Origin of the sequence: Actinomadura sp. 6K520, from assembly GCF_004349245.1 — a bacterium.
In the GTDB taxonomy this organism is placed as follows: Bacteria; Actinomycetota; Actinomycetes; order Streptosporangiales; family Streptosporangiaceae; genus Spirillospora.
This window is the reverse complement of record NZ_SMLC01000106.1, coordinates 1-26,060: the sequence shown is the minus strand read 5'-3', so window position 1 is coordinate 26,060 and position 26,060 is coordinate 1. Positions and strand designations below refer to the sequence as shown.

The window sequence follows — 26,060 nt, the reverse complement described above, 5'->3', positions numbered from 1 at the left end:
GGGCAGAGGACGCCGGGCACGGGCGGGCGGGCCGCCCCCGGTTCGCGGGGGAAGCCGTCCACCGGGCCGGACGGGGTGGTCAGCGGCGAGTCCAGGTACCAGAACGGCTCGGCCAGCCTGCCCGAGTCGATGATCGTGCGGGGGTCCGGGTGCGTGCGGGCCCGCTCCAGGGACTCCCGCCGGTGGGCGCGCTGCGCGGGCGTCTGCGGGACGAGGAACTCCATCGTCCGGGTGGTGACGCGGAGGTTCTCCTGCGCGGCGGCCCGCCGCTCGGCGTCGTAGGACGCGAGCAGGCTCGCGGGAGCCAGTCCCTTGCGGACGAAGGCCAGCTTCCAGGCGAGGTTCTCCGCGTCCTGGATGCCGGAGTTCAGCCCGCGGGCGCCGAACGGCGCGAACAGGTGGGCGGCGTCACCGGCGAGGAACGCGCGGCCGGAGCCGAACGTCGTCGCGCACCGCTCATGGAACCGGTACACGGTCGCCCACACGATCTCGTACGGGAGATCTCCGACGATCTTCCGGATGCGGGCGTCCAGCGCCCCGGAGGCGCGTTCGGCGTCGAGGTCGAGACCGGGCGCGACCTGCCAGTCGATCCGCCAGGTGCCGTCCGGGCACTGGTGGACGAGGACCTGCCGCCCCGGGTTCCACTCCGGATCGAAGTAGAACCGCCGCTCGCTCGGGAACGGCAGTTCGGCCCGGATGTCGCAGATGAGGAACCGGTCGGTGAACGTCCGCCCGGGGAAGCCGATGCCGAGCAGCTTCCGGACCGCGCTGTGGCAGCCGTCCGCGCCGGCCAGGTGGCTCCCCCGCACGGTGCCGCCCGCGCCGGCGCCGCCCGCATCGACGCCGCCCACCTCGATCTGGACGCCCCGCTCGTCCTGGCGGACACCGCGCACCGGATGCCCGTACCGGAGGTCGATCAGCGGCTCGGCGGCCGCCTGGTCGCGCAGGTATCCCTCCACCTCCGCCTGGGAGATGTTGATCCAGGGCGGGACCGCGCCGCGTCCGGTGCCGGGGAAGGTCACCGAGAACAGCTCGTCGCCGCGGTGGTAGGTCCGGCCGGTCGTCCACGTCACCCCGCGGGCGATCATCCGCTCGGCGCAGCCGGCCCGGTCGAGCACGTCGAGGACGTCCCGCTGGAAGCAGATCGCCCTGGAGCCGGACGGGTCGCGCCGCGCGGCGGCCTCCAGCACCACGCTCGGCACGCCGTGCCGCGCCAGCAGCAGCGCGGTGACCAGGCCGACCGGCCCGGCGCCCGCGACGACGACCGGTTCCATGTCACGTCTTGGCCGTGCCGCGGGCGCGTTCGGCGGCGCGGGAGATGGTCTGGTCGGCGACCTGCCGGTCCTGCCAGCCGCGCACGTCGGCGCTCTTGAGCGGTTCCAGGCTCTTGTAGATGTCGAAGAAGTGCGCGATCTCGTTGCGGACGTGCTCGTGGACGTCGCCCAGGTCGCGGATCTGCGCGTACCGCACGTCCGTGGCCGGGACGCTGAGGATCTTGGCGTCGGGGCCGCCCTCGTCGTGCATCCAGAACACGCCGACGCTGCGGACGGTGATCTCGCAGCCGGGGAAGGTGGGCTCCTCCAGCAGCACCATCACGTCCAGCGGGTCGCCGTCCTCGGCGACGGTGTCCGGGATGTAGCCGTAGTCGACCGGATACTGGGTCGAGGTGAACAGCATCCGGTCCAGCCGGATGCGGCCGAGCCGGTGGTCCATCTCGTACTTGTTGCGCGATCCCTTGGGGATCTCGACGACCATCTCGATCTCCATGCGTGCCTCCCCAGGAATCCCTACCCGGCGGCGGGGACACGTGATCGTACCGGCGCGGACCGGCGGGACGGGTCAGTGGGCGGCGGCGTCCCAGTTCGCGCCGGTGCCGACGGCGACGTCCAGGCCGACGCTGAGCGGGTACGCGCTGGTCATCCGCGTGCGCACGATCTCCTCCACCGCGTCGCGCTCGCCCGGCGCGACCTCCAGGACGAGCTCGTCGTGGACCTGGAGCAGCAGGCGGCTGCGCAGCCCGGCGGCGGTCAGCGCCTCGTCCACCCGCAGCATCGCGATCTTGACGATGTCGGCGGCCGAACCCTGCACGGGCGCGTTCAGCGCCATCCGCTCGGCGGTCTCGCGGCGCCGCCGGTCGTCGCTCGCCAGGTGCGGCAGGTGGCGGCGGCGGCCGAGGATCGTGCGGGTGTAGCCGGTGACGCGGGCCTCGGCGACGACGCGGCCGAGGTAGTCGCGGACGCCGCCGAGCCGCTCGAAGTAGGCGTCCATCAGCGGGCGCGCCTCCGCGACGGGGATGCCGAGCTGCTTCGCCAGCCCGAACGCCGACAGGCCGTACGCCAGCCCGTACGACATCGCCTTGATCCTGCGCCGCATCCCGGGGGTGACGGCGTCCGGGGAGACCCGGAAGACCTGGGCGGCCATCGTCGTGTGCAGGTCCTCGCCGGACTCGAACGCGGCGAGGAGCGTCGGGTCCTGGGACAGGTGGGCCATGACGCGCAGTTCGAGCTGGCCGTAGTCGGCCGTCAGCAGCGACGCGTGGCCCGCACCGGGCAGGAACGCCCGGCGGATGCGCCGCCCCTCCTCGGTCCGGACGGGGATGACCTGCAGGTTCGGGTCGGTGGAGGTGAGACGGCCGGTGGCGGCGACCGTCTGCTGGAACGTGCTGTGGATGCGGCCGTCCGCGCCGATCTCCCTGATCAGCCCGGCGACGGTCGTGCGCAGCCGCGCCAGGTCGCGGTGCCGCAGCAGGACCTGGGGCAGGCCGTTGTCGGTCTGCGTCGCGAGCCAGGTCAGCGCGTCGGAATCGGTGGAGTACCCGGACTTGATCTTCTTGGTCCTCGGCAGGCCCAGTTCGCCGAAGAGCACTTCCTGGAGCTGCTTCGTCGAGCCGGGGTTGAAGCGGCGTCCGGCGATCTCCGCGGCCTCGTCGGCCGCGCGCTCCATCGCGCCGGTGAACTGCCGTTCCAGCTCCTCCAGCAGGCCGGCGTCGACGTGGACGCCGGCGCGCTCGGCCCTGGCGAGCAGGTCGGACAGGGGCAGCTCCACCTCGTGCAGCACCCTGTCCATGCCCGTGGAGGCGAGATCGGCGGCGAACACTCCGGCCAGGTCGAGGACGGCGCGGGCGCTCAGCATCAGCCCCGCCGGCCCGTCCTCGGGCGGGCGGCGCCCCAGGTGCCGTCCCGCGAGGTCGGCGATCCCGTACGCGGCCAGACCCGGCAGGAGGAGGTAGGCGGCCATCGCGGTGTCGGAGGCGATGCCGGCGACCCGCAGGCCGCGCTCGCCGAACACGCGCAGCAGCGACTTCACGTCGTGCAGCGCCTTGGGACGGCCGGGATCGGCCAGCCAGCCGGCGAAGGCGCGCTCGTCGGCGCCGGTGAGCGCGGCCGGCTCGAACGAGGCCGCGTGCCCGTCGCCGGTCGCGAGCGCGATCCGGGTGATGCCGCCCTCGCCCCGGGCCCAGGTGTGCTCGGCGGCCAGCCCGGTCAGGCCGGTCGCGTGGGCCAGGAGCCAGCCCGCCAGCTCACCGCGTGCCAGCTCACGGCCCTCGATCGGCTCCCGCTCGGCGGCCGCGGGTGCCGCCGGTGTCGTCTCCGGTGGCCGGCCGCCGCCCGGGTCGGCCGCGAACAGCCGCTGCCGGAGGCTGGGGTTGCGGAACTCCAGCTCGTCCAGCAGCGACGTGAACGCGGACACGTCGTAGGGGCGCCGCCGCAGGTCGCCGATCCCCAGCGGCAGGTCCAGGTCGCGGACGAGCTCGGTCAGCCGCCGGTTCAGCCGCACGGTGTCCAGCGCGGCGCGCAGCCTCTCCCCCGCCTTGCCCCGCACCTCGTCCGCCCGGTCCAGCAGGGCGTCGAGGGAGCCGAACTCGCGGACCCACTTCGCCGCCGTCTTCTCGCCGATGCCCGGGATGCCGGGCAGGTTGTCGGACGGGTCGCCGCGCAGCGCCGCGAAGTCCGGATACTGCGCGGGGCTCAGCCCGTACCTCTCCCGGACCGTCTCCGGCGTGTACCGGATCATCTCCGCGGCCGTCCGGTAGAAGTACAGGACGGTGACGTTCTCGCCGACAAGCTGGAGGACGTCCCTGTCCCCGGTGATGATGAGGACGTCGAGCCCCTCCGCCTCGGCCCTCGCGGTCAGGGACGCGATCACGTCGTCGGCCTCGTAGCCGGGCGCCCGCAGCACCGGGACGCTCATCGCGGCGAGCAGCTCGTCCAGGATCCGCAGCTGGTCGCCGAACCCCTCCGGTGAACGTGACCGGGTCGCCTTGTAGCCGGGGAACGCTTCGGTGCGGAACGTCGTGCGCGACACGTCGAACGCGACCGCCGCGTGCGTCGGGCGCTCGTCGCGCAGCGCGTTGGCCAGCATGTTCGCGAAGCCGTACACGACGTTGGTCGACTGCCCGGAGGTGGTGGTGAAGTTCTCGACCGGCAGCGCGTAATAGGCCCGGTACGCCAGCGAGTGGCCGTCGAGCAGCAGGAGCCGGGGCCGGTCGGTCATGCGTCTCATCCTGGCACCGGGGAAGGGGGCATGAAACGACCGGACCACGCGTTGGGAGCGACATGACGAAGATCGATCTGGGACGTCTCGGTATCTGGCGCCCGTGGAACGAGCTGGACGCGGAGCTGGCCGAGGACGTCGAGGACCTCGGCTACGGCACGATCTGGATCGGCGGCTCACCGCGCGGGGACCTGAAGGTGGCCGAGCGGCTCCTCGCGGCGACCGACCGCATCGTGATCGCGACCGGGATCGTGAACATGTGGACCACGCCCGCCGAGGAGGTCGCCGGGTCCTACCACCGGCTCAACGACGCCTACGGCGGCCGGTTCCTGCTCGGCGCCGGCATCGGCCACCCGGAGGCGACACAGGAGTACCGGAGCCCGTACGAGACGATCGTCCGGTACCTCGACCGGCTCGACGCGGCGAAGGTCCCGGTGGAGGGGCGGGTGCTCGCCGCGCTGGGGCCGAAGGTGCTGCGGCTGTCGGCGGAGCGCGCGGCGGGCGCCCATCCGTACCTGACGACGCCCGAGCACACGCGGCAGGCGCGGGAGACGATGGGCGACGGCCCACTCCTCGCCCCGGAGCAGAAGGTCGTGCTCGGCGCCGCACCCGAGCGGGCCCGCGCGCTGGCCAGGGAGAAGATCGGCTTCTACTTCCGGCTCCGGAACTACGTCGCCAACTGGAAGCGGCTCGGCTTCACCGACGCGGACGTCGCCGGGGACGGCAGCGACGCGATCCTGGACGCGCTGGTCGCGCACGGCGACGCGGCGGCGGTCGCCGCGCGGCTGTCCGCCCACCTGGACGCGGGCGCCGACCACGTGGCCGTCCAGGTGCTGACCGAGCAGGACGGGGACCCGCGTCCCGCGCTGCGCACGATCGCGGAGACGCTACCGCCGCGCTGAGCCCGCACCACCGGCCCCGCACCACCGGCCCCGGCGGGAAAGGGCGAGGGACGCGCCCCGCGGCGGGGCGCGTCCCTCGGATGTTCCGCTCAGCCGGTCACCTGGTCACGTGGTGGCCGATCACGTCGGGCAGCGTCTGCTTCCCGACCCGGGCCCGCTTCCTGGCGAGCTCGTTGCCGTTCACGGTCAGCGTGCTGTACGCGAACTTCTGGGTGACCGCCGCCGCCGCGTCGACCATCTGGTCGAGGCCCTTGAGGTTCACGTTGTCGAAGCGGTCGCATTCCGCGTGGTAGCACGGGTCGTAGGCGACCCCCGCCGTCCCGCCGTACACCTGCGCCTGCTCGGGCGTCTTGATGCCCTCGGCGCCGGTGAACAGGCCGCCGGCCGGGATGCCGACGTTGATGAACGCGTTGTAGTCCGACCGCCCGTTGAACGGCGTCGGGTCGCTGGCGAGCCCGCGCGAGGCGAAGTGGTCGGTGAACGCCTTCTCGATCGCGCCGGAGCCCGCGGGCGACTCGACCGGGTTCTGGCCCTCGCTGTTGTCGCCGTCGTAGACGAACCGCACGAAGTTCGGCGAGCCGATCATGTCGAAGTTGAGGTTGAGCGCGATGTCGCCCCGCTCCTCCTCGGAGAGGCTGTCGACGTAGTACTGCGAGCCGATCAGGCCCTCTTCCTCGGCGCCCCAGAACGCGAACCGCACGGTGTTGCGGACCTTGGGCCCGAGCTTGTGGATCTGCTTGGCCATCTCCAGCAGCGCCGCGGTGCCCGAGCCGTTGTCGTTGATGCCGGGCCCCTCGGTGACGCTGTCGAGGTGCGCGCCGAGCACGACCACGTTGTCGTCCTTGCCGCGGCGGGTGTCGGCGACGACGTTGGAAGCCTGCCGCTCCTCGGTGAAGGTGTCGGTCTTGATGCGCAGCGTCACACCGCCCTCCTGCGCCTGCCGGACGAGGGCGGTCCCGACGGCGTTGGTCGGGCCGATGACCGGGATGCCGTACGGCGCCGCCAGCGTGCCCGCGACCGGGCCGGGCTGGTCGGGGAGCTGGTAGATCGCGACGGCGGCGGCGCCGGCCGCGATGGCGTGGTCGGTCTTGAGGGCGAAGGTGCAGCCGCCGCGCTGGATCAGCGCGATGTTCCCCGCGGGGAAGCCCGCGAAGTCGTCGGCCTCGCATCCGCTGCCGATCCCGGTGGCCCCGGAGTCGACCGGGGTGGCGGCGGCGGTGACGTCGCCGGCGCCGGAGTACTGCATCGTCGCGAAGTCGTCGCCCGGCTCGAAGGTGTTCTGCTCGGGGGCGGTCTGCTCGAAGACCGGTTCCGACAGCTCCTGCCAGAAGTCGAACGTGAACTCCTGGACCTTCGGCTTGTATCCGGCCCTTTCCAGCTGATTCGCGATGTACTTGACGGTGATCTCGCTGCCCGGCAGCCCGGCGGCCCGGTTGCCGCCGTTGGCGTCCGCGATCTTCTGCAGGTTCTGCTGGTGATGGCGGACGTTCTTCACCTTGACGAGCTTGGCCAACTGGGATGGCGTCGGCTTCGCCTGTGCCGGTACCGCCGCCACGGTCGTGGTGGCGAGGGAAAGGCCCAGGAGTGCTGCCAGCGCGGCTTTGCGCATGACCTTGTCTCCGATCTTGGGGGACGAGCATCCGAATCCTGACATAAGCCTTTTCTAGCCACAAGACGCACGGATGCGCGGCGCGGCCCCATTGACCGCGCCACTTCCGCCCTTTACCAAGATCGATAAGTTGTTCCCACGGCACCGCCGCCCGTCCGAATGACTTGTTGACCTGCTTGATCACCCGAACCGCGCCGAATGGCGGCCCGGCAGATCATCGACGGCGCGGCACTTCGGCGAAATGGCCGCCTCCGGTCCGCGCCACGCAGCGAGGGGGTCCCGAGCTGGCCGCGGGCGGCGGCGAAAACGCCTGGCCGGAAAGGGGTAGGTACCCCTGGCCCCGGAGTAAGGGACTAAGTATGCTTCCCAGACTTTGGCCGTGGTGGGGACCGACGGGGAGCGACTAGGTGGCAGGAACCGGGCAGACGCACGAATCTCACAGGCGACCGCGCACCCGCCCGATCGGGCAGCGCATCGCGGTCCTCCTGACGATCCCGCTGCTGTCGCTCATCGCCCTGTGGGCGTACTCGGCCGTACCGGCGTTGAACGACGCGTTGGAGCGCAACCAGTACGCAGGGAACCATGACCGGGTCGGCCAGCCGATCAACCTGGCGCTCCAGGCGGTACAGCAGGAACGCGCCGCCGCGATCGCCGCCCTGGTCACCCCGTCCCCCGCGAACACGCAGAAGTTCCAGGAGCAGATCGAGAAGACCGACCGCGCGGCGGCCGCCTTCCGAGAGTCGGCGCTCTCCGAGGACGCCACGGCCGGGAGGGCCCGGGAGCGGATACAGGACACCCGCAACGTCGGCAACCAGTTCGACCAGCTGTCGAGCATCCGGTCGCAGATCACCTCGCGGAACATCTCGGCGCTGGAGGCCATCACCGCCTACAGCGAACTCTTCGACACCACGGTGCGGCTGCTCAGCACGCTGGTGACCATCGACGACCTCACGGCCTACCAGCAGACGAGCGGCGTCCTGTACATGTACTGGGCGCGCGACTACATGCTGCGCGAGAGCCTGCTGCTGACAAGCGTGCGCGGCGACCGGCTGAACGCCGGCACCCGCGCCGCGTTCGCCCAGTGGGCGGGCGCCCGCGCGGAGCTGCTCGACCTCGGCCGAATCGGCCTCAGCGGCAAGGTGGCCCGGACCATGGGGCCGCTGGTGGACTCCCCCGCGTTCGCCGAGTACGCCGGCCTGGAGGACGGTGTCGTGCAGCAGGGCAGGGCCCCCGACCCGCAGCAGTGGCGTGCCGCCACCGAGGCCACGGACAAGCTCTGGCTCGGCACGACCTTCCAGGCCGGCGAAGTGATCCAGCACGAGGAGATCGCTCCCGCCAGCGACCGGATCATGTTGCGGGTGTACCTGGCGGGCGGCGTCGGACTGGCGGCCGTGCTCCTGTCCATCGTGCTGTCGTTGCTGTTCGCTCGCAGCCACGCCCAGGAGCTCAGGAGGCTGCAGCGGTCCGCACAGGAGCTGGCGAACGAGCGGCTGCCTAGCGTCGTCGCGCGCCTGCGGCGCGGCCAGCAGGTGGACCTGGAGGCCGAGACGCCGCGCCCGGCGTCCGGAAAGTCCCGCGAGGTCGCCCAGGTCAGCGAGGCGTTCGACACCGTCCAGCGGACGGCCATCAGCACCGCGATCGGCGAGGCCGACCTGCGCGCGAGCATCAACCGCGTCTTCATCAACCTGTCGTGGCGGAGCCAGTCGCTGCTGCACCGGCAGCTGCGGCTGCTGGACCAGATGGAGCGCAGCGCGGCCAGCCCCGAGGAGCTCGACGACCTGTTCCGCCTCGACCACCTGACCACCCGCATGCGGCGGCACGCCGAGGGCCTGGTCATCCTGGCGGGGTCGCCGACCGTGCGGGCCTGGGACCATCCCGTCGCCGCCGAGGACGTCGTCCGCGCCGCGATCGCCGAGGTGGAGGACTACACCCGCGTCGAGGTGACCGGTGCCTCCTCGGCCGCCGTCTCCGGCGGCGTCGTCGCCGACGTCATCCACCTGCTCGCCGAGCTGATCGAGAACGCCGCCTCGTTCTCCCCGCCGACCACCGAGGTCACGGTCAAGGTCGAGAGCGTCGCCAACGGGCTCGCGGTCGAGGTGGTCGACCGCGGCATCGGCCTGGCCGCCGAGGAGCGCGAGGAGCTGAACCGGCGGCTCGCCAGCTCGGTCGAGTTCGACCTGGCCGACACCGAGCGGCTCGGCCTGTTCGTCGTCGCGCGGCTGGCGGCGCGGCACCGCATCAGGGTGTCGCTGCAGCCGTCGGTGTACGGGGGCACGACCGCGGTCGTGCTGATCCCGCACACGCTGGTGGTCGTGGACGAGGAATGGCGGCTCACGGACGGCACCGGGGAGCTCCTGCCGCAGGCCGCCGGCGCGACGGCGGCGGGCGGCGCGCTCCGCCTCGGCCGCCCGGCGCCGCCGGCGGCCCCGCCCGCCTATCCGCCGCCGGCGCATCCGCCGCCCGCTCCGCCGGACGGCCCGCTGGACGCTCCGGCGGGCGGGCAGAACGGCGAGCGCCGGAGGGACGACCGGCACGACGGCGAGACCGGGGACGCCGAGGACAGCGAGGTCACCGGCCGCCTCCCGCGGCGGGTCCGGCAGCGCGCCCTGGCGCCGCAGCTGCGCAGGTCCCGGGTGACCGCGCCGTCGCCGCCCGGGAGCGACGCGGACCCGGACGACGACTTCGACGAGCCGAGTCCGGAACTCAGCCGCGACCTGATGTCCTCGCTACAGTCGGGGTGGCTGCGCGGAAGGGACGCCGAGGACACAGCAGGCAATGACGATCCGCGCGACGAATGGGGGGAATCATGACGCAGCAGAGCCATGCCACCGGGGAGCTGGACTGGCTGCTCGACGATCTTGTGGAGCGGGTCGGGGAGGTCCACCAGGCCGTGCTGCTGTCCCGGGACGGGCTGGTCATGGGCGCGTCGGGCGGCGTCACCCGCAAGGACGCCGAGTTCCTCGCCGCGCTGTCGTCGGGGTTCCACAGCCTGGCCAACGGGGCCCGCGAGCACTTCCAGGCCAAGCAGGTGCGGCAGACCGTCGTGGAGCTGGACGGCATGCTGTTCTTCGTCATGCCGGCCGGCAACGGCAGCTGCCTGGCCGTGCTCAGCGACGCGGGCGGCAACGCCGGCCTGGTCGCCTACGAGACGACCATGCTGATCAAGCGGGTGCGGCGGCACCTGTCCGCCGCGCCGCGCACGCCCGCCGGGGCCGAGGACGCGCCGGCCCCGGGCGCCTCGGACTGAGCGACCGTGGTGAATCCGAGAGAGCGGTGGATCGGGCGCGACGCGGGCCCGATCGTCCGGCCGTACGCGGTGACCCGCGGGCGGACCCGCCCCCGCGGGCTCGTCGTCGACCTCGTGACCATCCTCGTCGCGACGGGCCGGACACCGGGCGACCGGGTCTGGCTGTCGCGCGAGCAGCGGCGGCTGCTGGAGCTGTGCCGGCGCCCCTCCACCCCCGCCGACCTCGCCTCGGAGACCGACCTGCCGTTCCGGGTCGTGCAGATCCTGCTGGAGGACCTGCACCAGTACGGCCTCGTCGAGGAGATGCCGCAGGCCGAGCACGGCGAGCGGTCCGACCGTCCCGATCCCCGCATACTGATGAGAGTGCTCGATGAACTCCGCCGCCTCTAGTCCCTCCCCGGTGCCGCACGCCCTCGACGACGACGTGCCGCAGCACACGCTGAAGATCCTGGTGGCCGGGGGCTTCGGCGTCGGCAAGACCACCCTTGTCGGCTCGGTCAGCGAGATCCGCCCGCTGCGCACCGAGGAGGTCCTCACCGACGCATCGGCCGGCGTGGACGACCTGCACGGCGTGGAGCGCAAGACCACCACGACCGTCGCCATGGACTTCGGGCGGCTGACGTTCTCCGGCGGCGTCCGGCTGTACCTGTTCGGGACGCCCGGCCAGGAGCGGTTCTGGTTCATGTGGGACCAGATCGCCTACGGCGCGGTCGGCGCGATCGTCCTGGTCGACACGCGGCGGCTCAGCACGAGCTTCGCCTCCATCGACTTCTTCGAGCAGCGGGAGATCCCGTTCGTCGTCGCCGCCAACGTCTTCGACGGCGCCCGCCGCTACACCGTGGCGGAGATCCGCGACGCCCTCGACGTCGACCCGCACGTCCCGGTGATGCTGTGCGACGTGCGGCGCCGCGAAACGGCGCGGGACGTCCTCGTCGCGCTGGTGGAGCACGCCGTCCAGTCGTCGTCGCCCGTCTAGCCGGGGGTCATCCGGGCGACGATGAGCGAGGCGAGGGCGGCGTAGGCGGCCGAGTCGTCCAGGCCCGTCTGGGCCTTGATCTCGCCGCGGTGGATGGACTCCATCACCTGGCCCGCGACGGCGCCGACGAAGGCCGCGTCGGTGCCGGCCGCATCGGTGCCGGGCGCGCCGGTGCCGGGCAGCGCCTCGCGGACGAGGCCCTGGACGCGCTGGACCGCGAAGCGCGTGTTCCTCTTGTAGATCTCGCGGGCGGGCGGGAAGGCGTCGAGGTCGGCGAAGAACGCGGGTGACGCGGGCGCCAGTTCGGCGGAGATCGCGCGCAGGTAGGCGCCGACGCGCTCCCGGGGGTCGGCGCCAGCGTCGAGCGCGGCCTCCACGCGCTCGGTCGCGCGGCGGAAGAACGCGCGGACGACCGCCACGATGATCTGCTCCCGGCTCGCCGCGACCGAGTACAGGGTGCTCTTCGAGCAGCGCAGGACGGCGGCCAGCTCCGCGACGCTCAGCTCGGCGAAGCCGCGTTCGAGGAAGACGTCGATGAGCCTGCCGACAAGGAGGTCGCGCCGCCGCAGCGCCCGGGTGGCCCGGGTGGCGTGCGCTCCGTCCAGCGAGGTCATGACCGGGACAGTACCAAAATCGGTTCGCTGGTACCGGTCTTGGTACTGTGAGCCTGCCGAAAGGAGTCCGCCCATGCCCGCCACCCGGCACCTGCCGACCCCCGAGTCCGAGGACCTCGTCGCGCTCACCCGCGAGATCGCGGCGAAGGAGCTGGCGCCGCGCGTCGCGGACGCCGAGCGGAGCGGGACGTTCCCCCGCGAGGTGTTCACGACGCTCGGACGGGCGGGCCTGCTGACGCTGCCGTACCCGGAGGAGTTCGGCGGCGGCGCCCAGCCGTACGAGATCTACCTCCAGGTCCTGGAGGAGATCGGCGCGGCGTGGGCGAGCGTGGGCGTCGGGGTCAGCGTGCACGCGCTGTCGTGCTTCCCGCTGTTCGCGTACGGGACGGACGAGCAGCGCGCCAGGTGGCTCCCCGACCTGCTGTCGGGCGAGCGGCTCGGCGCGTACTGCCTGTCGGAGGCGCACGCGGGGTCGGACCCGGCGGCGATGCGGGCCAGGGCCGTCCGCGAGGGCGACTCCTACGTCCTGAACGGCGCCAAGGCGTGGACGACCCACGGCGGCAAGGCCGACTTCTACACCGTGATGGCCCGCACGTCCGACGACGGCCCCCGCGGCGTCTCGTGCTTCCACGTCCCCGCCGGCACGCCCGGGCTGGAGTTCGACGAGCCCGAGGACAAGATGGGCCTGATGGGGTCGACGACCGCGACCGTCCGGCTCGTGGACGCCCGCGTCCCGGCCGGGAACCTGATCGGGAGCGAGGGCCAGGGCCTGTCGATCGCGCTCGCCGGCCTCGACGCGGGGCGCCTCGGCATCGCCGCCGTCGCCACCGGCCTCGCCCAGGGCGCGCTCGACGTCGCCGTCGGCTACGCCAAGGAGCGCGAGGCGTTCGGCAAGGCGATCATCGAGCACCAGGGGCTGGCGTTCGTGCTGGCCGACATGGCCGCCGCGGTCGAGTCGGCCCGGGCGGTGTACCTGTCGGCGGCGCGGCTGAAGGACGCGGGACGCCCCTACGGCCGCGAGGCGTCGATCGCCAAGCTCGTCGCCACCGACAACGCGATGAAGGTGACCACCGACGCCGTCCAGGTCCTCGGCGGCGCCGGGTACACCCGCGACTTCCCGGTGGAGCGGTTCATGCGGGAGGCGAAGGTGATGCAGATCTTCGAGGGCACCAACCAGATCCAGCGCCTCGTCATCTCACGCCACCTGGCCCGCTGAGGTGCCGCGCCCTCGACTTCCACAGCCGGGCGGGCCTAGCCGCCGGCGGGCGGGGTCAGCCTCAGCAGGTTCACCGTGCCCTCGGCGACCACGCGGTCCCGCTCGTCGGTGATCGTCGACCGCCACGTCAGGTGGTCGTCCACCCGGTCGACCGGGTGGGCGCGGGCGGTCAGCACGCCCTCGCGCACGGCCCGGATGAAGCGGGTGTGGTTGCTGACGCCGACGACCTGGCTCTCCAGCCCGACCGTGAACGCCGCGCCCATGCTGCACACCGTCTCGGTGATCGCGCAGTACACGCCGCCGTGGACGATGCCGTACGCCTGCATCAGCTTGTCGGTGACCTCCAGCTCGGCCACGACCTCCCGCTCGGACGCCTCGATCACCAGCAACCCGAGCGTCCTGTCCAGTGGACCCGCGTAACCGACCCGTTCGACAGTCATCCCGAGAAGCTATCCAGCCGCCGAATTCGCCGTCAACGGACCCGTCGCCCGGTTAGGGCCCGGCTCGCCGGGAAGGGGCCCAGCGGCACCGGGGACAGGAGGTCGTGGGATGAGCAGCCTGGTGGGCCGGAACCTGCTGGCGGGACCCGAGCCCGACGTGACCGAGAACTCGGGCTATACCGACCCGCCTCCCAGGATGGGCTTCTTCACGGACACGTCCGTCTGCATCGGCTGCAAGGCGTGCGAGGTGGCCTGCAAGGAGTGGAACGCCATCCCCGAGGACGGCCTCGAGTTCACCGGCATGTCCTACGACAACACCCAGGGCCTCGGCGCAGACACCTGGCGGCATGTGGCGTTCATCGAGCAGAACAAGCCCATGGGCCACGCCCAGGCGGGCGTCGAGCACGCCGACGCCCCCGGCGGCGGGCCCGCGGACATGCGATGGCTCATGGCCTCCGACGTGTGCAAGCACTGCACGCACGCCGCGTGCCTGGACGTCTGCCCTACCGGCTCGCTGTTCCGCACCGAGTTCGGCACCGTCGTCGTCCAGGAGGACATCTGCAACGGCTGCGGCTACTGCATCCCCGCCTGCCCGTACGGGGTCATCGACCAGCGCAAGGGCGACGGCCGGGCCTGGAAGTGCACGATGTGCTACGACCGCCTCGGCGCGGGGCTCGAACCGGCGTGCGCGAAGGCGTGCCCGACCGACTCCATCCAGTACGGGCCGCTGGACGAGCTGCGCGAGCGCGCCGCCCTGCGCGTCGAGCAGCTCCACGACCTCGGGGTCGCGGACGCGCGCCTGTACGGCGAGGATCCCCACGACGGCGTCGGCGGCGACGGCGCGTTCTTCCTCCTGCTGGACGAGCCGGAGGTGTACGGGCTGCCGCCCGACCCGGTCGTCACCACCCGCGACCTGGCGTCCATCTGGAAGCACACGGGAATCGCGGCGGCGGCGCTGCTCGGCGGGCTCGCGGCGGTCTTCACCGTGCACGGCCGCGGCGGTGGCGGGCGATGAGCGGGGCCGGCGGCGACGCGCCCGGGGCGGGCAGGGCCGAGATGAGCGAGCGCGGGACCGGCGTGAGCAAGGAGGGCGTGCACGGGCGGCGGCCCGGGCGCGAGGCCGAGATCGGGAAGGGCCTGCCCCGCCGGAACGGGCGGCGCGGCAGGCGCCGGGGCGAGCGGGCGATGGTGCCGGATGCGGAGTTCACCTCCTACTACGGCCTGCCCATCCTCAACCCGCCCAGCTGGAAGACCTTCGACATCGCGGGGTACTTCTTCCTCGGCGGCCTGGCGGGGGCCGGGTCGGTGCTGGCCGCGGGCGCGCAGCTCACCGCGCGGCCCGCCGCCGCGCGGGCGCTGAAGATCTCCTCGCTGGCGGCCATCGGCGGGTCGACGGCCCTGCTGATCCACGACCTCGGGCGGCCCGCGCGGTTCGCCAACATGCTCCGGGTCATGAAGCCCACCTCGCCGATGAGCATGGGCTCCTGGCTGCTGGCCGCCTACGGCCCGGCCGCGGGCGCGGCGGCCGTCCTGGACGTGACCGGGATCTTCCCGCGCCTCGGCGGGGCGGCGACGGCCGGGGCCGCCGCCCTGGGCCCGCTGGTCGCCACCTACACCGCGGCGCTCGCCGCCGACACGGCGGTGCCCTCCTGGCACGACGTGCACCGGGAGCTGCCGATGGTGTTCGCCGGCTCGGCCACGTCCGCCGCGGCCGGGATGGGACTGGTCGTCTCCCCCACCCGCGAGGCCGGCCCGATGCGCACCGCCGCGGTGTTCGGGACGGCGCTGGAGCTGGCGGCGGCGAAGCTGATCGAGCATCGAGCCGGGCTGGTCGCCGAGCCGTACAGGACGGGCAAGGCCGGCAGGTTCATGCGCGCGGGCGAGATCCTGACGGCCGCGGGCACCGCCGGGGGCGTCCTGCTCGGCGGACGCAGCCGCGCGGCGGCGGCGCTCGGCGGGGCGGCGCTCCTGGCGGGCTCGGCCTGCACGCGTTTCGGCATCTTTCACGCCGGTGTGCAGTCGGCGAAGGACCCCAAGTACACGGTGGTTCCCCAGCGGGAACGCCTCGCCGCCGCGGACGGGGCAGCGGACGGCGCGGGTGACGGGAGCGGCTGACGTTCGTCGGCTTTCTGCAAGTCGATTGAAATCTTGCGCAACCTCTTGACGGTGTTGCAAGAATGGAGCATTCTCACGGTGCATCGCGGACGGCCGTCCCCCACCCCCTCGGGCGCCCGCGGTGCCGGTGGCCCCCGGCCGCCGGCACCGGGCGCCCCGTGACAGGAGTTCGCCCACAATGCAACGTGCAAGGATCCCCCGCCGCCTGCCCCTGCTCGCCGCGGGCGCCCTCGTCCTCGGCGGCCTCGCGCCCGCCGCGGCCCTGCTTCCGGACGGAACCGCCAGCGCCGCACCCTCTGCCACGCCATCCGCCGGGGCGTCGCTGAACGCCGGTGACGTCACCGCCAACCTCTGGGAATGGAACTGGCCGTCGGTCGCGGCGGCCTGCACCGACCATCTCGGGCCCGCCGGGTACGCGGCCGTGCAGGTCGCGCCGCCCGCCGAGTCGGTCAGCCTCGCGAGCACCGGCGAAGGCGCCCACCCGTGGTGGGAGGTGTACCAGCCGGTCTCCTACGACCTGACCAGCAGGCTCGGCACGCGCGCCCAGTTCGCCGCCATGGTCACCGCCTGCCACAACGCCGGCGTCCGCGTCTACGTCGACGCCGTCATCAACCACATGGCCGGCCACAACAACACGGTGAACACCACCTACGGCGGGTCCACGTTCGACCCGAAGGGGTTCTCCTACCCGGCCGTCCCGTACGGGTACGACGACTTCCACCACGCCAACGACGGGTACTGCAACGACGACGACGCGGGCATCGACGACTGGAACGACAAGTCGGAGGTCCAGAACTGCGAACTGGTCTCGCTGTCGGACCTCAAGACGCAGTCCTCCTACGTCCGCGGGAAGATCGCGGGGTACCTCAACGACCTGATCGGGCTCGGCGTGGACGGGTTCCGGGTCGACGCCGCCAAGCACATCGACCAGGACGACTTCGCCGCGATCATGAACGCGCTCGACGACACGACCGCCGAGGGCAGGCGGCCCTACATCGCCCAGGAGGTCTTCCCGGGCGCGTCCAACCCGGAGCTGAAGGCGGCCGCGTTCACCCGGAACGGCGACGTCCTCGGCTTCGCCTACGCGATGGGCCTGAAGGCGCAGTTCCAGAACGGCACGCTGGCGAACCTGTCGGGCATCCCGTCCTGGTCGCTGGACGCCGACGGCTCCCAGACCTATGCCATGGTCACCAACCACGACACCGAGCGGGACGGTTCCACGCTCAGCTACAAGAACGGCAGCGACTACACCCTCGCGAACTACTTCATGCTCGCCTACCCGTACGGCAAGCCGGCCGTCTACGACGGGTTCACCTGGTCGTCCAAGGGGCAGTCGCCGCCCGCCGACTCGCGCGGCTTCGTCACCGGCACCGACTGCTCGGCCGGGTGGCAGTGCAGCACCCGCTCCACCGGGATGAAGGGCATGGTCGGCTGGCGCAACGCGACCGCGTCCGCGCCGGCGGTGTCGAACTTCACGGCGACGGCGGACGACGTCATCGGCTTCAGCCGTGGGTCGCGCGGCTGGATCGGCCTCAACGACTCGCCCGGTCCCTCCACCGCGACCTACCGGACCGGGCTCGCGGACGGCGTCTACTGCGACGTCATCACCGGCGGCACCGGGTCCGGCGGGTGCGCGGGGACGGCCGTCACCGTGTCCGGCGGCACCGCGACCGTGACGATCCCCGCGGGCGGCGCCGTCGCCGTCCACGCGGACGCCAGGTCCGGCACGTAGCCCCGCCCGGAGCAGGCACCGTCCCCCGCCGGTGCCGCGGGTCCGGCCTCCGCGCGCCGCGCGGAGGCCGGCCCTCGCCTGCCGCTCTGCGGTCTCCCCGCTACTCGCCGGTCTCCCCGGCGGGCCGGCGGGCGGGCCGCCAGAAGGCGGCCAGCAGGAGGGCCGCGCCGAGGCCGCCGGCGAGGGCGGTGATGGCGAGGCCCGCCCAGCCGGACAGGTCGCCGGAGATGCCCAGCGCCCGGTCGAGGGACGCGGCGCCGCCGCCCAGCGCCCCCAGCGCGCACGCAACCATGATGATCATGAGAACGTACTCGTAGCCCTGGCCGGGCCGGAAGATGAAGAAGCCGTTGCGCAGGTGGGCGGTGATGAGCGCGACGGCCATCGCGCCGACCGCGCCCGCGGCGGCCAGCGGGGTGAGCAGGCCGAGCAGCAGCAGGACGCCCGCGCCGAGCTCGGTGCCGGTCGCCATCAGCGCGTGCAGCCGGCCCGGCCGCAGCCCCATCGACTCGAACCAGCCCGCCGTGCCCGCGATCCTCCCGCCGCCGAACGCGTGGTTCCAGCCGTGCGCGATCAGGGTGCCGCCGACCGAGACCCGCAGGACGAGGGACGCGATGTCGATGCCCGCCGCCTCAACAGCCATCCACGGCTCCTTACCTGGTGTTCCGCGTGTTCCCCGATGGGCGTTGCGTCCCCGACAAGGTACCGGCAGGCGGCACGCCATCCCCCGGCGGGCCCGGCGAATACTCCCCGCGGCGTGGGGCACATCACAGGGGTGTGTCCCGGATCACGTCACAATCGGGGACGCTCGGACCATCTTTTCTTCGGGTGCCCCGTGCGGGCGGCACCGGAGGAGAGCTTGGGAGGCGCCATGGGCTGCGAACCAAGACGGTTCGACCTGACGATGCTGCACGCCGCGTACGACGCGTTCCGCCGCGACACCGCGCGGCTGGCCGCCGCGGCCGACGCGGACGGCGTGCCGATGGACGCGGCCACGGCGAGCACCTGGTCTTTGTTCACCTTCCACTGGCGCGTGCAGGACCGCGCGGAGAAGAACGCCCTCTGGACGGTGATGTACGCCAAGGACGCCGACGCGCCGGGGCGGCTCGGAGCCGTCCTCGACACGATGGCGCTGCGGGCCGTGCAGGTCGTCCCGCTGATCGACGCGGTGGACGCGGCACTGGAGCACCGCGACCGCCTCATGTTCGCCCGCTACGCGCCGGAGCTGCAAGCGTCCGTGCACGCGCTGCTCGACTACAAGGAGTCGGAGGTCCTCCCGCTGATCCCCGGCACCCTCACCGCGTTCGAATGGGGCACGTTCGACGTCGAGTTCCGCCGCGAGATCGGCATGCGGGGGCTCGGGGTCTTCCTGCCCTGGCTGCTGGACGGCGCCCCGGAGCCGACGCGCCGCGCCGTCCTGCACCTGCTGCCGCCGCCGATCCGGCTCTTCTACCGGACGAGCTGGCGGCCCCGCTACCGGCGCCGCTTCCGGGCGGCCGTGCCCGCCTGCTGAGGCCGGGCGTCCCGTCCCGGCGCCCCGTTCCCGGCAAATGGTGTGAGCGGCACCACATACCGAGATGTCACATTCGCCGCACCGGATCAGTCGTATGCACAGAGCGCGACAAGCGCCGTGGACGACGCTGTGCGACGGAAGGACGTTGACGATGGCGGGGATTCGGACGGCCGGCGGCGGGCCGGGCGGGCCCAGGCCGCCGAAGGCCGTCGAGGGGACGGCGCGGGCCCTCGACGAGCGGTTCGGGACGACCGGGTTCGCCCGCAAGTCCCTGCGCAAGGCGTTCCCGGACCAGTGGAGCTTCCTGGTCGGCGAGATCGCGATGTACTCCTTCGTGGTCGTCCTGCTGACCGGCGTGTTCCTCACCTTCTTCTTCAAGCCGAGCATGCAGGAGGTGATCTACGACGGCTCCTACACCCAGCTGCAGGGCGTGGCGATGAGCGAGGCGTACGCCTCCACGCTCGACATCAGCTTCGACGTACGGGGCGGGCTGCTCGTCCGGCAGATCCACCACTGGTCGACGCTCATCTTCATGGCGTCGATCCTCGTCCACATGCTGCGCAACTTCTTCACCGGCGCGTACCGCAAGCCCCGGGAGCTGAACTGGCTCATCGGGATCCTCATGTTCATGCTCGTCATGCTGAACGGCCTGTTCGGCTACTCCCTCCCCGACGACCTGCTGTCGGGCACCGGGCTGCGGATCCTGGAGGGCGTGCTCGCGTCGCTGCCCCTGGTCGGCTCCTACGCGGTGATGTTCCTGTTCGGCGGGGAGTATCCCGGCACCGCGATCATCCCGCGGCTGTACGTGATCCACATCCTGCTCATCCCGGGGCTTCTCGCGGCGCTGATCCCGCTGCACGCGATCGTGCTGACGTGGCGGCAGACCCACACCCAGTTCCCCGGCAAGGGCAGCTCCAACCGGACCGTCCGGGGCTATCCGTTCTTCCCGGTGTTCATCGCCAAGACCACGTCGATGTTCCTGTGGGTGATCGGCGTCACCGTGCTGATGGCGGCGCTCTTCCAGATCAACCCGGTCTGGCTGTACGGCCCGTACGACCCCGGCGCGATCAGCTCCGGATCCCAGCCCGACTGGTACATGGGCTGGCTGGAGGGCGCGCTGCGCATCATGCCCGCGTGGGAGATCACCGCGTGGGGGCACACGGTCCCGCTGAGCGTGCTCGTCCCGGCGCTGGTCGTGCCCGGCCTCCTGTTCACGGGCCTCGCCGTCTACCCGTTCGTCGAACGCTGGGTCACCGGCGACCACCAGATCCACCACCTGCTCGACCGTCCCCGGGACGTCCCCTCGCGCACCGCCATCGGCGTCGCCGGCGTGGTCTTCTTCGGGACGCTCTGGCTCGCGGGAGCCAACGACGTCATCGCCGAGCGGTTCCACATCTCGCTGTTCGCGACGACCTGGTTCTTCCGCGTCCTGATCATCCTCGGCCCGGTGGTCGGCTACGCCGTCGCCTACCGCATCTGCCTCGGCCTGCAGCGCCGCGACCTCGGCCTCGTGCAGCACGGCCTGGAGACCGGCATCATCCGCCGGTCCCCGGACGGCGGGTACGGCGAGGTCGAGCGGCCCCTCCCGGACGAGGCGGTCGCCCCGATCACCGACCCGCGCCCGGCGCCCGCCGCCGTCCTGGAGGTCCCGCGGCCGATCGACGGCGTCGAGAGCCCGCGCGCCCGCCGCGTCACGACCCGGGTGCGCGCCGCGCTCAACCGCCGGTTCCGGACGGACCTCGCGGTCGTCCCCGAACGCCATCCGGACGGGGAGCACGCGAACGGGGAGCACGCGGACAAGGAGCACGGCGAGGCGCTGGACGGCGGCGACCGGTCGGTCAGCGTCCGAAAAGGCGGTGGATGACCGGGCGCGCGGCGGCCACGGGATCGTCGCCGAGGTCGGCGGGCAGGGCTCCGCTCAGCCAGAGGTGGGCGAAGCCGTGCACGATCGACCAGGCGGCGATCGAGGCCGTCCGGTCGCCCGCCTCCGGACGGCCCGCCGCGACGCCGCGGACGCCCTCGGTCAGGACCCGGCTCGCGCGCTCCCGGGCGGCGCGGACGTCCGGGTCGTCCGGCCGGTACAGTTCGGGCCGGAAGATCACCTCGAAGTAGGGCCGGTGGTCGACGGCGAAGCGGACGTAGGCGAGGCCCACCTCGTCGAGTTCGCCCCCCGCGGCCTCCAGGGCGTCGGCGAACAGGGCGTAGCCCTCGGCGGCGACGGCCGTCAGCACCCCCGCCCGGTCGCCGAAGTGGTGCGCGGGCGCGGCGTGCGAGACGCCGGCGCGGCGCGCCAGCTCGCGCAGGCTCCAGGTGGCCGGGCCCGACTCGGAGATCGCCTCGACGGCCGCCTCGATGACGGCCCGCCGCAGGTTGCCGTGGTGGTAGCTGCCGCCGCTCATGACCCCACCCTATCTTGCCGTTGACAAGTTCGGGACGCGGGCACGGCACGGCGCGGCCGCGCGGGAGCTAGTCGTTCTCCTTGGCGTACTCGCGCAGGCCCGGCAGGTTCACCACGGTGATCCTGCGCCAGCCGGTGCGGATCAGGCCCTCGCGGCGCAGGCCGTGCATGGCCCGCGCGACCGTCTCGCGGGACGCGTCCATCCAGCTGCCCAGCTCCTCCTGCGACAGCGGCGGGCCGATCTCGATCGAGCCGTCCGGCGCGGGCGGCACGTGCTGGACGGAGCGTTCGGCGAGCTCGGCGAGGAGCATCGCGAGCCGCCGGGTGCCCCGGCTGGTCACGTGGGCCCGCAGCCGCCGGTCCGAGTCGTCGAGGCGCTTGACGAAGGTGCCCGTGACGAGCATCCACACATCCGGATGGTCGTCCAGGAAGCCGGTGAAGCGCGCCGCGGGCACCACCAGCGCCCGGACAGGCGACAGCGCGGTCACCGTCGCGGTGCGGGGCCGGCCGCCGAGCACCGCGCTCTCGGCCAGCAGGTCACCGGGCCCCCGCACGGCCAGGACCACGTCGTGGCCGTCCTCGGTGGCCGACGTCACCTTCGCCCAGCCCCGCTCGATGATGATCACGTGGTCGGACTCGTCGCCCTGGTACACCAGGGGGCTCTTCACCGGATACTGCCTCGGACGCCCGGCGGCGCGCAGCGCGGCCTGCTGCGCGGCATCGAGCGCCGCCCAGAATTCCGGGCGCGCAGGGGTAGCCGCGTACGGTGCCACCAGCCTTCTCCTCGGAACCCGAAGTCAACGGCCTCGCTGAACCTTTGACATGCCCAGAGTCACCTGGCCGGTAAACCGGAAGCCATCACTTGGGCACGGCGACCAGCCGGACGGCGAGGCCGGTGAAGACCGTCCCGCTGAAGATGTTCAGGCACCGCGCGACCCGGCGGCTGCGGCGCAGCAGGTCGGCGAGCCGCCCGGCCAGCAGCCCGACCCCGGAGTCGACGGCGAGGCCGATCAGCACGAGCGTGATCCCGAGGACGAGGAACTGCATCATCGGGTGGCCCAGGGTCGGGTTCACGAACTGCGGCAGGAAGGCGATGTTGAACAGGATCACCTTCGGATTGAGCAGGTTCGTCACGACCCCCTGCCAGTACGCGCGCCGCCGGTGGTCGTGCGGCTTCCCCGTCCCGGCGGCGGCCGTCTCCCCCACGGGATCGCCGCGGTCCCGGAACGCCTTGACCGCGAGATACAGCAGGTAGGCGGCACCGGCCCAGCGCAGCACGTGGTACAGCGTGGGCAGGGCGGTGAAGAGGGCGGAGAGCCCGAGCATCGCGGCGACGGCGTGCGCGAGGGCGCCGGTCCCCACGCCCGCGGCGGCCAGGACCCCCGTGGCCGGGCCGCCGCGCCCGCCCATGGCGACGACGAACATCATGTCGGGCCCCGGCGTGAGGCAGAGAGCGAGCGCCGCGACGACGAACGCCGCGTACAAGGATGTGTCCACCATGGTGGAATCATCCGGCAACGGGCCGTCCCGGCGCGAACCCGTTTCTCAGCCGCCCGGCATGGTCAAGCGTCCCGCGGCGGCCCGGCCTCGATCGTGAGGGCCTCATGGTCGAAGCACAGGTGGCCGACGACCTTGAAGGCGTTCTCCAGGGGCTCCTCGTATGACCAGGCGGCGTCCTCCGCCCCGTCCAGCGACCAGTACGTCGCCTCGCCCTTGTACGGGCACACCGTCCGCTTGGCGCTCTTGGCGAGGAGGTCGGTGCGGACGTCGGAGGCCGGGATGTAGAAGCGGTTGGGGAGCCCGGTCTCCGACAGCACCTTCGGCCGCTCGGTCTCGGCGACGACCTCCCCGTCCAGCAGCACCCGGACATGACGGGACGAGTCGCGGGCGTCGACGCGGTGGAACGGGTCGCGCAGATGCCCGCGGACCTCCTCGTCCTCGTCGTACCAGGCGTCCATGCGGCGCCAGTAGAACGCCATGAGCCCGCGCAGCCACGCCGCCTCGGGCTTCGGCTCCGGATACGCCCACACCGCGTTCTCCGACGCCCGGTCACCGGCGCGGACCGTCCAGTAGGCGGCGTCGCCCTTGAACGGGCAGTGCGTGCTGTGGCCGGTCTTCTCCAGCAGGTCGGTCCGCACGTCCTCCTCCGGCACGTACAGGACGGGCAGCAGCCCCGTCTCGTGCAGGAGCCGCCCCCGCTCGGTGTCCAGGACGGTCTCCCCGCCGAACCGGGCGCGGACCCGCCGGGGGAAGTCGTGCATGAAGAGCTGGTGCTGCGGCCCCTCGATGCTGAAGTTGACCTCGTCTCCCGGCGAGCCGGCGAGCGGCCCCGGCCGCATGGTCAGTGACATGCCGTGTCTCCTAACGCCGTGTTCCGAACGCTCCCGCCCGATCCCTCATACCCCGGACGGCAGCGTCTCCAGCTCACCACGGCTCGCGGCCTCAAGGTGCAGCGGAGTCAGCTCGGAGGTGGCCCGGAACCAGCACAGGGCGTCGTACCGCTCGGCGAGCCTCGTCGGGACGTACTGGCGCCGGTCGCGGTCCGGGTCGTAGACGACGCCGATCGCCCGGTGCCCGAGCGTGTCGGTCAGGAAGTGCGGCTTGTCGGCCTCGGGCGGCACGATGAACAGCCCCCGGTGCAGCTCCGACTCCGCCAGCATCGCCTCCAGCGACCCCGGCGCGGGCGGCGGGGCGTGCATGACCTCCATCGGCCCGCCCCAGCGCGGCGCCGCGACCACCTCGCCCGGCCCGCCGGCGAACCCGACCACCACGACCTCGTCCCGGCCGTGCCGGTCCCGGGCGAGCTGGCCGAGGCTGATCATCCCGGCGTCGGCCATGTCGGTCGCGCGGGCGTCGCCCACGTGCGTGTTGTGCGCCCACACCACGGCCTTGCCCGTCCCGTCCGGAGGCGTGCCGCCCCCGTGGAACTCCATGAGGCGGCCGAGCGTGTCGGCCATGTGGACGTCGCGGATGTTCCACGACTCCGGCCCGCCGTCGATCATGGCGCGGTAGTACCGCTCGGCCCCCGCGGCGACCTCGGCGTTCTGCCGGGCGTCGAATTCCTCGACCGGGTCGCGGGGGTCGCCGTCCGGCACCGGCCGGCGCAACTCGGTCAGCAGTGCGAGGACCTCCTCCCTGCACCCGTCCGGGACGAGGGCGGTGTTCCAGCCGTACTCCCGCGGGTCGTCACCGTGGGGCTCGAAGCAGCCGTAGGCGTCCAGCGCCGCCTCCAGGTGCTCCGGCCGATGCTCCGCCACATGCTCGACGACGGCCCGCAGCGACTCCCACAGGCTGTAGACGTCCAGCCCGTAGAAGCCCGCGCGCCCGCCCGGCGGCAGGTCCGCGTTGCGGTCCCGCAGCCAGCGGCAGAACCTGACGGTCTCCTCGTTGGCCCACATCCACGTCGGCCACCGCTCGTAGGCGTCCAGGACGTCGCGCGGGTCTTCGGGCGCCCCCGGCGCCAGCGTCACGCAGCGGCCGACCCTGCGGCAGTCCGGCCAGTCCCCCTCGACCGCGACGAACGAGAACCCCCGCTCGGCGATCAGCCGCCTGGTCAGCGCGGACCGCCACGCGTAGTACTCGTGCGTGCCGTGGCTCGCCTCGCCGATGAGCACGCAGCGGGCGTCCCCGATCCTGTCCATCAGCGGGTCGAGGTCCTCCTCGACCTCCAGCGGCAGTGCCGCGCCCAGCACGTCGTCGGCCGTGTTCGGCCCGGGGCCGGCCCCGGGGCCCGTCCGGGGGCTCGCGGCGGGGATCACCGCGCCCCCCTCCATCCGGCGGCAAAGCGAGCGTTTTCCAGCTGTTTACGGGTTCTTGGCGGCTTTATGTGGTGCTTGCGGTTGTCTGGGCGTGACATGGGCACATTCCCCCTTTGTCGTCTTCCTCCCGCCCTTCCCGATATCCGGGCATCGATTCGTCGCGCGGCGGCGCGGATCGGCGGCGCGGGGCGGTGCGGCGGGCCAGGTGGCCCGCACCGGAAAACGCGACCGAGACGTGATGCGATTCGCCCACGAAACGGCAAAGGAATGGATAGCCTCCCATCGATAACTTTCCGTTGGTAAGGAAATCTGGAGCGCACTCCGCATGAGCGTTGCCAACCGGGCACAGGTCATCACACGGTGGGGGGCCATCGCCTTCATGGCGACGGCGGTCGTGACCGCCACCGCCGGCGGCTTCGCCCAGTCCTACGCCGGCCTCTACCACTGGGCGCTGGAACACGGCCTGCGGGGCTGGAAGGCCGAGTCGTTCCCGCTGCTGGTCGACCTGTTCATCATCGTCGGGGAACTCGGCCTCTTCCTGCTGGCCATCGACGCCTTCGTGCTGCACCGCCGGGCCCTGATGAGCTGGCTGGACTTCTGCCTGCCGCTGAGCATCGCCCTCGCCGGCTGGACGGCCAGCCTCATCTTCAACGTCGGCCACGTCGGCCAGCAGTCGTTCTCCTACCAGGCGACGGCCGCGGTCCCGCCGATCGTGTCGATGCTCGGCCTGTTCGTCCTGCTGCGGACGCTGCACCGCTACGTGTCGCAGCAGGCCCAGGAGGAACCGCCCAAGGCGCCGGAGCCGCAGACGCGCGCCCTCGCCGGGCCGGTCACGCTGAACCAGATCACGCTGATGCCGCTGCGGAACACCGGCCCGTTCCCGCAGATCCAGGTCCCCGGCCACTCCGGCAAGGCGCTCGAATCCGGCACCGCCGACGAGGCCGCGGCCAAGGCGCAGGCCGCCGCCGGGGCCAAGGCCGCCCCCGCTCAGCAGCCGGCGCCCGCGCCGGCCATGCGCGCCGAGGCACCCGCCCCTGTCTCTTATACAC

24 protein-coding genes are annotated in these 26,060 nt (G+C 72.6%); 12 read left to right on the top strand and 12 right to left on the bottom strand.

Features of this window, described 5'->3' with window-relative positions:
- The 3 genes from E1289_RS24805 to polA form a co-directional block, all read right to left on the bottom strand.
- A partial coding sequence (locus tag E1289_RS24805; protein WP_131984158.1) for an FAD-dependent monooxygenase occupies positions 1–1,274 on the bottom strand: 1,274 nt, incomplete at its 3' end.
- A 1-nt stretch (position 1,275) separates the two neighbouring features.
- On the bottom strand, positions 1,276–1,767 hold the full coding sequence (locus E1289_RS24800) for an inorganic diphosphatase (protein WP_131984156.1): 492 nt from the start codon (positions 1,765–1,767) through the stop codon (positions 1,276–1,278).
- Between the two features lie 72 nt (positions 1,768–1,839).
- Entirely contained in the window at positions 1,840–4,494 is a 2,655-nt protein-coding gene (gene polA / locus E1289_RS24795; protein WP_207929125.1) for a DNA polymerase I, read from the bottom strand.
- 62 nt (positions 4,495–4,556) lie between these two features.
- On the opposite strand from polA, the gene E1289_RS24790 reads away from it, so the two are divergent.
- The gene (locus E1289_RS24790) at positions 4,557–5,396 is read left to right on the top strand and encodes an LLM class F420-dependent oxidoreductase (protein WP_131984151.1); all 840 of its coding nucleotides are present in this window, start codon (positions 4,557–4,559) and stop codon (positions 5,394–5,396) included.
- 97 nt (positions 5,397–5,493) lie between these two features.
- Here the strand turns inward: E1289_RS24790 and E1289_RS24785 are convergent, their stop codons facing one another.
- Complete coding sequence (locus E1289_RS24785; RefSeq protein WP_243713117.1) at positions 5,494–7,050, bottom strand: M28 family metallopeptidase; 1,557 nt, start codon at positions 7,048–7,050, stop codon at positions 5,494–5,496.
- 362 nt (positions 7,051–7,412) lie between these two features.
- Between E1289_RS24785 and E1289_RS24780 the strand changes: the two genes are divergently transcribed.
- The 4 genes from E1289_RS24780 to E1289_RS24765 are packed head-to-tail and all read left to right on the top strand — an operon-like array spanning position 7,413 to position 11,228.
- A complete protein-coding gene (locus E1289_RS24780) occupies positions 7,413–9,815 on the top strand; it encodes a nitrate- and nitrite sensing domain-containing protein (protein WP_131984149.1) in 2,403 nt (800 codons plus the stop codon).
- Positions 9,812–10,252, top strand: a complete 441-nt coding sequence (locus tag E1289_RS24775) for a roadblock/LC7 domain-containing protein (RefSeq protein ID WP_131984147.1) — start codon at positions 9,812–9,814, stop codon at positions 10,250–10,252. Before E1289_RS24780 ends, E1289_RS24775 begins: the two co-directional genes overlap by 4 nt.
- Positions 10,253–10,258: 6 nt before the next feature.
- Complete coding sequence (locus E1289_RS24770) at positions 10,259–10,642, top strand: DUF742 domain-containing protein (RefSeq protein ID WP_131984145.1); 384 nt, start codon at positions 10,259–10,261, stop codon at positions 10,640–10,642.
- Positions 10,623–11,228, top strand: coding sequence for an ATP/GTP-binding protein (locus E1289_RS24765; RefSeq protein WP_131984142.1), 606 nt, complete (start codon positions 10,623–10,625; stop codon positions 11,226–11,228). Before E1289_RS24770 ends, E1289_RS24765 begins: the two co-directional genes overlap by 20 nt.
- Here E1289_RS24765 and E1289_RS24760 read toward each other — a convergent pair.
- A complete protein-coding gene (locus E1289_RS24760) occupies positions 11,225–11,842 on the bottom strand; it encodes a TetR/AcrR family transcriptional regulator (protein ID WP_131984140.1) in 618 nt (205 codons plus the stop codon). The genes E1289_RS24765 and E1289_RS24760 overlap by 4 nt on opposite strands.
- Before the next feature lie 73 nt (positions 11,843–11,915).
- Here E1289_RS24760 and E1289_RS24755 point away from each other — a divergent pair, with 73 nt between their 5' ends.
- The gene (locus E1289_RS24755; RefSeq protein ID WP_131984138.1) at positions 11,916–13,058 is read left to right on the top strand and encodes an acyl-CoA dehydrogenase family protein; all 1,143 of its coding nucleotides are present in this window, start codon (positions 11,916–11,918) and stop codon (positions 13,056–13,058) included.
- Positions 13,059–13,093: 35 nt separating this feature from the next.
- On the opposite strand, the gene E1289_RS24750 is transcribed toward E1289_RS24755, so the two are convergent.
- Complete coding sequence (locus E1289_RS24750) at positions 13,094–13,498, bottom strand: PaaI family thioesterase (RefSeq protein WP_131984136.1); 405 nt, start codon at positions 13,496–13,498, stop codon at positions 13,094–13,096.
- Between the two features lie 196 nt (positions 13,499–13,694).
- On the opposite strand from E1289_RS24750, the gene E1289_RS24745 reads away from it, so the two are divergent.
- The 3 genes from E1289_RS24745 (at position 13,695) to E1289_RS24735 (ending at position 17,345) form a co-directional block, all read left to right on the top strand.
- Complete coding sequence (locus tag E1289_RS24745; RefSeq protein ID WP_243713118.1) at positions 13,695–14,513, top strand: 4Fe-4S dicluster domain-containing protein; 819 nt, start codon at positions 13,695–13,697, stop codon at positions 14,511–14,513.
- Complete coding sequence (nrfD, locus tag E1289_RS24740; RefSeq protein WP_243713116.1) at positions 14,510–15,613, top strand: NrfD/PsrC family molybdoenzyme membrane anchor subunit; 1,104 nt, start codon at positions 14,510–14,512, stop codon at positions 15,611–15,613. Before E1289_RS24745 ends, nrfD begins: the two co-directional genes overlap by 4 nt.
- 178 nt (positions 15,614–15,791) lie before the next feature.
- Positions 15,792–17,345 carry an alpha-amylase family protein gene (locus E1289_RS24735; protein ID WP_131984132.1) on the top strand — a complete coding sequence of 518 codons (1,554 nt, stop codon included), beginning with the start codon at positions 15,792–15,794 and terminating at the stop codon, positions 17,343–17,345.
- A 100-nt stretch (positions 17,346–17,445) separates the two neighbouring features.
- Here the strand turns inward: E1289_RS24735 and E1289_RS24730 are convergent, their stop codons facing one another.
- The gene (locus E1289_RS24730; protein WP_131984130.1) at positions 17,446–17,985 is read right to left on the bottom strand and encodes a DoxX family membrane protein; all 540 of its coding nucleotides are present in this window, start codon (positions 17,983–17,985) and stop codon (positions 17,446–17,448) included.
- Between the two features lie 228 nt (positions 17,986–18,213).
- Here E1289_RS24730 and E1289_RS24725 point away from each other — a divergent pair, with 228 nt between their 5' ends.
- Positions 18,214–18,855, top strand: a complete 642-nt coding sequence (locus E1289_RS24725) for a hypothetical protein (RefSeq protein WP_131984128.1) — start codon at positions 18,214–18,216, stop codon at positions 18,853–18,855.
- A gap of 151 nt (positions 18,856–19,006) precedes the next feature.
- Complete coding sequence (locus E1289_RS24720) at positions 19,007–20,719, top strand: ubiquinol-cytochrome c reductase cytochrome b subunit (RefSeq protein WP_131984126.1); 1,713 nt, start codon at positions 19,007–19,009, stop codon at positions 20,717–20,719.
- Here E1289_RS24720 and E1289_RS24715 read toward each other — a convergent pair.
- From E1289_RS24715 to E1289_RS24695, 5 genes are all read right to left on the bottom strand, one after another.
- A complete protein-coding gene (locus tag E1289_RS24715) occupies positions 20,694–21,254 on the bottom strand; it encodes a TetR-like C-terminal domain-containing protein (protein ID WP_131984124.1) in 561 nt (186 codons plus the stop codon). The genes E1289_RS24720 and E1289_RS24715 overlap by 26 nt on opposite strands.
- Before the next feature lie 67 nt (positions 21,255–21,321).
- Positions 21,322–22,026, bottom strand: coding sequence for a Crp/Fnr family transcriptional regulator (locus E1289_RS24710; protein WP_243713115.1), 705 nt, complete (start codon positions 22,024–22,026; stop codon positions 21,322–21,324).
- A gap of 85 nt (positions 22,027–22,111) precedes the next feature.
- Positions 22,112–22,753 carry a LysE family translocator gene (locus tag E1289_RS24705; RefSeq protein WP_131984120.1) on the bottom strand — a complete coding sequence of 214 codons (642 nt, stop codon included), beginning with the start codon at positions 22,751–22,753 and terminating at the stop codon, positions 22,112–22,114.
- 62 nt (positions 22,754–22,815) lie between these two features.
- Positions 22,816–23,604, bottom strand: a complete 789-nt coding sequence (locus tag E1289_RS24700; RefSeq protein WP_131984118.1) for a DUF427 domain-containing protein — start codon at positions 23,602–23,604, stop codon at positions 22,816–22,818.
- A gap of 45 nt (positions 23,605–23,649) precedes the next feature.
- Complete coding sequence (locus E1289_RS24695) at positions 23,650–25,011, bottom strand: erythromycin esterase family protein (RefSeq protein WP_243713114.1); 1,362 nt, start codon at positions 25,009–25,011, stop codon at positions 23,650–23,652.
- A gap of 325 nt (positions 25,012–25,336) precedes the next feature.
- On the opposite strand from E1289_RS24695, the gene E1289_RS24690 reads away from it, so the two are divergent.
- Positions 25,337–26,060: DUF2637 domain-containing protein (locus tag E1289_RS24690; protein WP_131984114.1), on the top strand; the 724-nt coding region annotated here is incomplete at its 3' end.